8 protein-coding genes and 2 pseudogenes are annotated in these 8,687 nt (G+C 33.0%); 6 read left to right on the forward strand and 4 right to left on the reverse strand.

The annotated features are described in order from the left end of the window. Positions 1 to 435: 435 nt before the first annotated feature. A complete protein-coding gene (locus Q9306_RS24025) occupies positions 436 to 1,095 on the forward strand; it encodes a protein kinase family protein (protein ID WP_306203081.1) in 660 nt (219 codons plus the stop codon). Positions 1,096 to 1,661: 566 nt separating this feature from the next. On the opposite strand, the gene Q9306_RS24030 is transcribed toward Q9306_RS24025, so the two are convergent. Next, on the reverse strand, positions 1,662 to 2,633 hold the full coding sequence (locus Q9306_RS24030; protein ID WP_289359663.1) for an NAD(P)H-dependent flavin oxidoreductase: 972 nt from the start codon (positions 2,631 to 2,633) through the stop codon (positions 1,662 to 1,664). Between the two features lie 442 nt (positions 2,634 to 3,075). Here Q9306_RS24030 and Q9306_RS24035 point away from each other — a divergent pair. Together Q9306_RS24035 and Q9306_RS24040 are read left to right on the forward strand one after the other, a co-directional pair. Next, a pseudogene (locus tag Q9306_RS24035) lies at positions 3,076 to 3,312 on the forward strand (IS4 family transposase); the annotation flags it as partial. A 443-nt stretch (positions 3,313 to 3,755) separates the two neighbouring features. Further along, positions 3,756 to 4,106: a hypothetical protein gene (locus tag Q9306_RS24040; RefSeq protein WP_306203084.1), complete on the forward strand. Its 351-nt coding sequence runs from the start codon at positions 3,756 to 3,758 to the stop codon at positions 4,104 to 4,106. A gap of 375 nt (positions 4,107 to 4,481) precedes the next feature. On the opposite strand, the gene Q9306_RS24045 is transcribed toward Q9306_RS24040, so the two are convergent. The 3 genes from Q9306_RS24045 to Q9306_RS24055 form a co-directional block, all read right to left on the reverse strand. Further along, the gene (locus Q9306_RS24045; protein ID WP_306203086.1) at positions 4,482 to 4,628 is read right to left on the reverse strand and encodes a hypothetical protein; all 147 of its coding nucleotides are present in this window, start codon (positions 4,626 to 4,628) and stop codon (positions 4,482 to 4,484) included. Positions 4,629 to 4,843: 215 nt separating this feature from the next. After that, positions 4,844 to 5,716, reverse strand: coding sequence for a hypothetical protein (locus Q9306_RS24050; RefSeq protein WP_306203088.1), 873 nt, complete (start codon positions 5,714 to 5,716; stop codon positions 4,844 to 4,846). A 71-nt stretch (positions 5,717 to 5,787) separates the two neighbouring features. Further along, positions 5,788 to 5,973, reverse strand: a complete 186-nt coding sequence (locus Q9306_RS24055) for a hypothetical protein (protein WP_306203089.1) — start codon at positions 5,971 to 5,973, stop codon at positions 5,788 to 5,790. A gap of 498 nt (positions 5,974 to 6,471) precedes the next feature. Between Q9306_RS24055 and Q9306_RS24060 the strand changes: the two genes are divergently transcribed. From Q9306_RS24060 to Q9306_RS24070, 3 genes and pseudogenes are all read left to right on the forward strand, one after another. Beyond that, on the forward strand, positions 6,472 to 6,615 hold the full coding sequence (locus Q9306_RS24060; RefSeq protein ID WP_306203091.1) for a hypothetical protein: 144 nt from the start codon (positions 6,472 to 6,474) through the stop codon (positions 6,613 to 6,615). 1 nt (position 6,616) lies between these two features. Further along, positions 6,617 to 7,336 (forward strand): annotated as a pseudogene (locus Q9306_RS24065) (DUF3991 domain-containing protein); the annotation flags it as partial. Positions 7,337 to 7,599: 263 nt separating this feature from the next. Further along, complete coding sequence (locus Q9306_RS24070) at positions 7,600 to 7,956, forward strand: hypothetical protein (RefSeq protein ID WP_306203093.1); 357 nt, start codon at positions 7,600 to 7,602, stop codon at positions 7,954 to 7,956. Positions 7,957 to 8,687 lie beyond the last annotated feature (731 nt).

Consider the following 8,687-nt stretch of genomic DNA (forward strand, 5'->3'; position numbering starts at 1 on the left):
GAAAAATAATGATGTAAGAGAAGTATTTTAATGGAAGAAAAAGCATGGCAATCTTATGCCATGCTTTTGTATATACATAGTAATATATTAGTTTTGATTTATTTTGGAAAAGAAATTTGATTCTTTACTCAGTAAAAGATTCTGTAATAAGTTGGGGTTAAATGTGGGGACAATGAAAAACAACATTAAATCGCATCCTGCCGTATCCCTACATCCATCAACTTAAGATATATTTATATATAAAAGTTAAGGTTTTCCAAGTAGTTTTTTATTACCTTTTACAGATGTTTTAAAAGTACGCATACCAAATAAACCCGAATAGGTTTATTTTATAAACTTGCCAAACAGTATGAGGAAAATTAAAATGTATATGTTTTGACATATTCATTTTAAAATGTGGATGGGACCCCTTTTAACAAAAACGGAGTGGAAATGATGAGTATAAATAGTTTTGTGGGATTGATAAAGGACGAATTATTAAAAGAGGTAAGCATAAGAAGTGAGGATGAATTCGAGCCTGTAGTAGTTAAAGATATTCCTAGACTTTGGAAGTGTTTAGGGACAGGTAATTATGCCGCAGTATTTATGCACAAAGAATACAAAGATTGGGTAGTGAAAGTTTACGCGCGAGAAGGAGAAGGAATTGAAAAAGAGTCAGAAGTATACCGAAGAATCGGAAATCATCCTTCTTATTCGAAGCTTATATATAAAGGAGAAAATTTCATAGTATTGAAACGTTTAAAAGAAATTACCTTATACGATGCTATTCATAAGGGGATTAAAATTCCTAAGCAGGTAATCCTTGATATCAATGAAGCTTTAGAGTATGCAAGGGAACAAGGATTAACTCCTTGTGATGTTCACGGGAAAAATGTGATGATGGAAAACGGAAGGGGATATGTAGTCGATGTATCTGATTTCTTAAAAACAAAAGAAGATAGTAAGTGGATAGACCTAGAAAAGGCATATTTTACATTTTACTTGCCTTTCATTTATAAATTGCCTTTCCCTGTTAAAATACCGTATTTCATGTTAAACATTGTTAGACGTTCATATAGAAAATATAAGAAGCTTAAAAAGAAATTCAAATTGTAAAAGGACCACATACTTATCTTTAGGTTAGATAAGTGAACCACTAGTAAACAAAAGGACCTTACATTTTAGATATGTCTAATATGTAAGGTCCTAATTTTATAACTTCATGAAGTAATCAGTAAGCTTTTCATTTTCTTTTTCACGAAATTGCTTATTTTCTTCTTCAAGCTCTTTATTCTTTTTCTCTAACTTTTCAATTCTTCTTTTAGGGGTAACATTACATACCCATCAAGCTAAGAAATGCATTGTTCTCCAAAACGAAAAAAATGAACTAAATTCCCATGGATAACTATAAAGGGGTCCCGCCAACCAAATGACATAGAACCCACTCTAATACATTTTATGGAAAATAAAAAGCCGATTTTCCTACGTTAAGGAATTTCGGCATGTATGTTTTATCTTCGGAGTGGTCGTAATGATTCTAAAGTAGTTGATTGTTTAAAATTTATACTAGGTGTTTTTGCCCATCCCCCCGAAAAAGGGGGGGATAAGACAAAACATCATAGAATCATTCAGTATCCATATCTTCTTCAGATGAACATAAGAGGTTCGAAGTTAATTCTTACTTAAATACAGGCTTTATATTCTGTCATGATATTATTGATAATTGTTTTGACTGGTAGTATTTCCTTAATTTCATGCACTCTTGCTCCAGCAAAAACAAGACCATTCTCACAATCACCATCCATTGATGTTATCAAAGAATCTAGCGTACAAAAACGATAAGAACAATTTTTTAGGCAATTAATGCACTTCTTTATTTTTATCTTTTTATCATCAGCTATCAGTTCAGTGAAGTTATTCTTAATTGCACGACCTTGAAGACCTACAGTTGTTTTCAGCAGCATAGTATCTTTCGTTCGAGCATGTACATATTTTTCTTTAAATGATAAGGGTGCGTCACACTCATCACTTGCAACAAATCTCGTCCCCATTTGTACTCCAGAGGCCCCCATACTTAAGGCACGAGCAAGATCTTTTCCAGTCATAATTCCTCCAGCAGCAATTACGGGAATTTTAACCGCTGCAACTACTTCAGGTAATATATCGAATAAAGGTCTTTCGGTTCCGAGGTGTCCCCCGGCTTCATGACCTTCTACAACAACTGCAGCTGCACCCAGGCGTTCAGATAATTTAGCAAGCTTCGCTGAAGAAACAATTGAAATAACTGGTATACCGGCCTTTTTGCCCCAAGTATACATATCTCTTGAAATCCCAGCACCTGATATGATGAAATCAACTTTTTCTTCAATGGCCGCTTTCATTTTTTCAGCAAAATCATTCATCGCGAAAAGAACGTTTACTCCAATATAGCCGGCATTCTGTACCTTTTCCTTCGCCGTCCTTATATGTAGTCTCATTTCGTCGATGGAAATTCCAGTTCCTGATATAATTCCAATTCCTCCAGCATTTGCAACAGCAGATGCAAGTTTGCTTAATGAAATCCCTACGCCCATACCTCCCTGCATAATTGGAACCTTTGGCATCATATGACCGATTTTTAACTGTGGAAAGTTCAAGTAAATACCCCATTTCATTACTGTTTTTAGAATGGACCGTTAAAGCTCCCTTAGTGTAACATAGCGTTTCGAATGGACACCAGGAAATTAATACCTACTCCTAGTAGTTTGTGGTGTTTTTTGTTGTTTTTCACAAAATGTTCGAATAATATTCTATAAATCTTGAACTTTAAAATTATGACCTAGTTTTACGCGTATCTCGGCTGAATCTCCTATAACTTCCAAAAAATGTCTTAGCGTGGGTTTTATGTCATTTGGTTGGCGGGGCCCTATCGCTATCAAGCTAAGATTTTGCACTATCCATAAAGCAAAAAAACGTTATCCTTTCTGTAAAATCATAGGAAAGGATGGCGTTTTTTATGGATCTTTCGATTCTTGACGAACTTCAACCGATTGTTGAAGAATTACAACGACATATGTCTCCTCATGTTCTAGAACACTTAGCTAAAGAAAAAGGATTCGTTCATCGAAAGAGTTAAGTGAATACAAATCCATCTATATGATAAAGAATTATTATCTTTTGTTTTATGAGGGACTACAGAAGGGCATCCATGAATTATTAAAAATTTTATTGCGTTTGTTTTACCTGTTAGAAAAAAACGGACGAAAATCTCACCGTTACGAAAAGAAAACAGTCTTTGATATCTTAGGTGTTGTGTATGATTGTACGTTGTCACAAAGTTTCCAAGTTGCATAATATTTTTAAAAACACCTATTTAATAGGTTTATTTGTTATACACATCTTTAGTGTAGTCGTAGAAATTCCAAAAAACACATTCACATATACCCTCTTGTCCCCCTTAGCTTGATGGGTATGGGGTAACATTAGGGAAATGCGGATTTACAACGCTAAGACTTTTGAGACAAGTCTTATGAGACGCTATGAAAACTATTTTTTGTGAAACAAAACTTCGTCTCAATAGCCTTACTGTATTGAGATTATGAAGGTTTCTACTTACACTAACGGAAGAAGATTGGTTGAATAAACAAATTCTATAAAAATAAAATATTAAAAATTTTAGTTATTATATAATAGTATAAAATAAATAATTTAGAGGTGTAACCATGAGTGAAAAAGTAGAGATTGATAAAACCTTAATAAAACTAAAGGAAAATAATTATGACCTAACTGAATGAACCTTGGCAGAACTTGAAACTTTACAAAAATATTCTCCTGAAATCATAGAAGTAATTAACAATATGGGAGAAGTAGGTTCGAAATCTCAAGAAAAAGTATATAGTACAATTGACAGAGCAATAGATATTTTTTCTGACCAACTAAAAGACCCAAGTTTAAGTGAAGAAGCTAGAGACAAACTCAATAATCGTATTGAGGATATGGTTGAAAAATCTTATCAAAAAGATTCTGAATTCAAAAGATGGATGTTTGCCTCAGTCTGGCTTGGAGTAGGTGGAGCAGCTTTAGCTTTAAAAAACCCTGAAATGAGAAAGGCGGCATTAAAGTTACTAACCAAAGGTAAACCAATCTAATATTAAAACCTTTTGTACCTGTTTGTTGAATCTTCTTCTTTATTTACTCAACTAAAAAAGTGCATTAATGCAACAGTCGATTCCTGAAATCGGCTTTTTTTATGGATAACAATTTGGGGTACAGCCGAGATACGTGTATATCTCGGCTGTACCCCAGATAGATGCTTATGGTAAGTACTTGCATCAAGGAACAACATTCCAAGTTTCTCCGTCTATATCGTTTTCACCTCTTACATTTGGAGTTTCAGCTAGTCAATCTGATAAATTTACAGAAACTACTACACATGCACAAGTGAAATTCTAAAAACTTTTAAAAAGAGTAGCATTTGTTATCAAGACCTAATTGAAAAAATGTATAGAGATAATAAAGTTGTTTTAAATTTTATCAAGACCTAAATTGTAAAAAGTCATAAAAAATAAAGAGCAATACATATTAGACATGACTAATATGTATTGCCCTTTTACTTCATGTTCCACAATAGCGCCCGATTGTGGAATATAATAAGCACATCGCTTCTTCATTCTATCCTCTTAAATCCCCAATAATTTTTCGGGAAAATAATTATTTCGTCTATATAATTAAATATATGATTGGACTTTGTAATAATTCAATATCATGAACTTTTCCTGTCTCGAGCTTTTCTCGATATATGTAAATATGAGGAAGTTTATTACTAATAGGGGTAGAACCACGTGTATTTTTAGTCAATTCCAATTAAGTAATTGAAACTAAAGCTCTATTTTATATTTTTTTCAGCTGCGTAATCACCATAATAGTAAGTTCTATAAAAATCATCATACTTAGGAGTAGCAATTATTGTATATTCACCATTTCCATCGACTTCAAACAAAGCTACATTACTATATTCCCATCCCACAAAGTGATCAGGATTTGAATCATCTACGTTCATTTCAATACTGTATATTCCTTTTGTTAATACTCCACTTTTTTGAAAGTCCTCAATTAGATCTTTGGCCTTTGGAATAGGATGTTTATTTTTATTCATGTCAAATTTAAATAGAAAATTCACCACACCTAAATACTTGCCATTACGCTTTTCATTTCGGCGGTCACTTGGTATTAATTTAGGTAAAAGTTCAGTAGTATCTATCTTTTTGGTCTTTTTAAAATCATCAAGTCGCTCTTGATAATTATTTACATTTACCCCAATGTTATCGTAAGGAAACATATAAATAGGACCATTTTCTTCTGGGGCAGCTTTATTAGGATGTTTTACTAACCCATATTTTTTTATGATTTGTTTCATTACTTGAACTACTTCTGGGTGTTGCTCAATATATGCACCCTTGAATTGTTCGAGATAGATATCGTCACTATGATCTTCTAATATTTTAAAAGTATCTTTTTCAATCATTAGGAATGGATAAGTTCGATATGGCTTTTTCATTTCTACATAAGTTTGATGGCCAATCCCATTAAAATTATTATCTGTCCGAATAACAGAAAACTCACCTTGTATTCCATAGTTTGTTTTTAAATATTCTTGTATGGGTTGATTCAGTTTATCTTTAGGGAAATAACATCCACTAAGAATTAGGAATGATGTACTTACTAAGATGAATTGAATCAATCTTTTAATACTCTTCATTTTTTACCCTACATTTCTTAAATTTTAATAATATTATAACATTTTTTATTCAACTAAACTGCCACATTGGCTTACTTCATTGCTTCTATTAAGTTCTCCGCAAAAATACGTGGTGAATTAGCGTCATAATGGCCTTTTACAATATCAATAATTACTTTTCCTGTTGAATCCAGTGTAAGGATCGAAATATAATCATGTTTCCCAGAAGCAGACTTATACCAATACTCCAATTTGTCACCATTAATTACTGCTTTCAAACCTCTAGATGTATTTGAAACTACCTCATCTATCGCACTTTGCTTGAGTCCACCAAACGTCTTTTCTGCAGCATTAACTGTTGCTTTAACTACCTTTCAGCAATTTTCTTATCAATCTTTTTTATAAATGAACGAAGGAATAATAATGAAAATAAAAAAGAAGGATTATGGCTTCTGTTCCATTAATCCTTCCATTGGAACATTTGGGTAATCAACTAAGTAGTCCTTTAAGTCGTGATGAACTCTTATTTTTATCCAAGTTAGCTTTAGCTTATCCTTAACCTCAATAACATCACCTATTGATACTTTGGATCAAACCTTTTTATAAAACTACAGCTTTAATTGTTTGTAGGGAATTAATTATAAAAATGAAAGGGGTGATAGCTTATGTAAGAATAGAAAAATTTTAAATAGCAGCGTACATTAATTTTTTACAATAAGAGGAGAAAAAGAATTGGTCAATCTAATCCTATTGATCTGAACGCAGTTAGAGAAACTGTGAATGGTTCAGAAAGACAGGAAAAGGTTGGCCATCTTTCATCTAAAGAAGTTGGAAAAAATGAAGATGCAGCTGTTTGTGATAATCAGGAAGCAAAAAGAAGAATGGCACGCATGGCATATATGCAACAGTTAGAACGATAAATCAGTGGTAAAATTTGTTGCTGAACCCTACGAATACTCTTCAGAAAAGGAAGTTTCACGCTTTGACAGAGCAAGACATTATTTAGTCCAGGACAGAAAAATAGATCCTGAAGTTGTAGATGCTTTGCACAAAAAAGAACTTATAAAACAAGATAAGTACAATAATGTTTTATTTCTTTGGAAAGATCGTGAAAATGGTACAATAATGGGATGTTCAGAACAAGGCGTTGTGCAGTCTGATAAATACAAGCGTGGAACATGGAAAATGATTCAGAAAAATTCTACTCTGAACTATGGTTTCAATGCTTTGAAGGGTGAGCCAAGGAATTTGAAGTTTTTTGAATCATCTATAGATCTTTTGAGTTATGCTTCTTTGCATAAACATAATCTAAAGGATACATATTTAATTAGTATGGAAGGCCTAAAGCCGCAAGTTGTATTTAATTATTACATGAAGAGTAGTGAAAGGATTGGTGATGTGCCTGACAGCCTTTCGCTCTGTGTAGATAATGATCAGGCAGGGAGAAACTTTGTGGAAAAGTTAAAGTATTTTAGATACGCAAAGAATGATGGAAGTATTGTTTCCTTTAAACCTGAATTTCCTAAAGCGCCTTCTGAAGCACAAAAATGGGATTGGAATGATGAGTGTAAACGTGTGGCTAAACAGCGAGAACAAGGGAGACAGGCTGCTTATTTACAGCAGATGAGCAGAGAAAGATGAGAAGTATAAAAAGAAAAAGATACCAAAAGTATTATTGATAATTAAACAAGAATAGTATATAATAAATATAGAAATTGAGCGAAGTTCTTTTCTGATTCACCTTCGCAATGATATAAATTAAAAGAACAGGCACATATTCAGCGGAGTTTTTACTCGTTCACCTCCGCAATGATATAAATTAAAAGAACGATGATTAAATTTTATGCATTAAAGTTTAAAGGCAACCATATTGGTTGCCTTTTTTTGTTGAAGGGGAAATCATAGTGACTAAAAGAATAGAGGTTATACATTTAAACAGAGAATACTTTGAAGAAAATAGTCATTTCATAAATATGTTGGATGAAGATAACGTTCCAAAACAAGTGAAAAGACCTTATGTATATGTGAAAGTACGGGTGAAAGACAAAGATTTTTTATTACCATTAAGATCAAATCTGAATCATCCAAATAGTTTTCATGCACCCTCCAGTAAATCAGCTAATGCAGGAATTGATTATTCTCATGCGCTGATACTTCCTGATCAGTCTTATATAAAAAATTGGACGAATTTAGATAGAGACCAATATAATTACTTAAAGAGAGTTATGAAACGATTTAAAATGAATTCGGTTTATATTTAAAGGATTATATTCTTGACACTCCCACCCCTAAAGGGGCAAGCTGACTAACGTCAGTGGGATTCTTGCTACCAAAGGCGAAATTCATTTCTGATATCGCTGACAAGATTGCGGTGTGCCATCACCACTCCCACGACAGACCGTATAGGTTCGTGGGCTACGGTACTGTTACCATACCGTACAGCTTTTTGGGTTCTCCACCATGTTTTAACGTCTTGTTCTTGACGACACATATTGTTTTACACACGAAATGAAATTGATTCATGCAACCTCATACAATATTCGTTTTTCAGAGAGCATAATTGTTTTAGAGTCTTTTGCATGACTATGGCTTTATGATAACAGAACAAATGTTTTTATTCAAAAAGCAATACTTTCATCCCATGCCTAAAGGCGGACTAAAGTCCTACATGGGCTTTCTCGTATCGCAAATTCTGTAATGCCTTTATATATCGTTGTTGTATTTACTGGTTTTATGAGTTCGATGATAGAAAAGAGTACCGATTTTAAATTATCAATTGTTCCTATAATAAGTAATGTACTATCAATTAAAAGTATATTGACAGATAAAGTATCTATAACTTTTATATCATTGTCTTGTTTATCAACAATTATTTATACGATAATTATAATGTTTGTATGTGAAAGAATTCTTTTAGATATGCGTTCACTCGTTCGACTGCACTTCTTTGATTGTAAAGCTTTTTCCATGCTTCTGTTCCACGACCTGGAGC

This window comes from Bacillus multifaciens (assembly GCF_030756675.1).
Taxonomy (GTDB): domain Bacteria; phylum Bacillota; class Bacilli; order Bacillales; family Bacillaceae_G; genus Bacillus_A; species Bacillus_A multifaciens.

What these genes read in the sequence shown, in the direction of transcription:
- Q9306_RS24050 (WP_306203088.1), bottom strand. Translation starts at nt 5,716, where the DNA reads ATGAAGAGTATTAAAAGATTGATTCAATTCATCTTAGTAAGTACATCA.
- Q9306_RS24030 (WP_289359663.1), bottom strand. Translation starts at nt 2,633, where the DNA reads ATGAAATGGGGTATTTACTTGAACTTTCCACAGTTAAAAATCGGTCAT.
- Q9306_RS24025 (WP_306203081.1), top strand. Translation starts at nt 436, where the DNA reads ATGAGTATAAATAGTTTTGTGGGATTGATAAAGGACGAATTATTAAAA.
- Q9306_RS24045 (WP_306203086.1), bottom strand. Translation starts at nt 4,628, where the DNA reads ATGAAGAAGCGATGTGCTTATTATATTCCACAATCGGGCGCTATTGTG.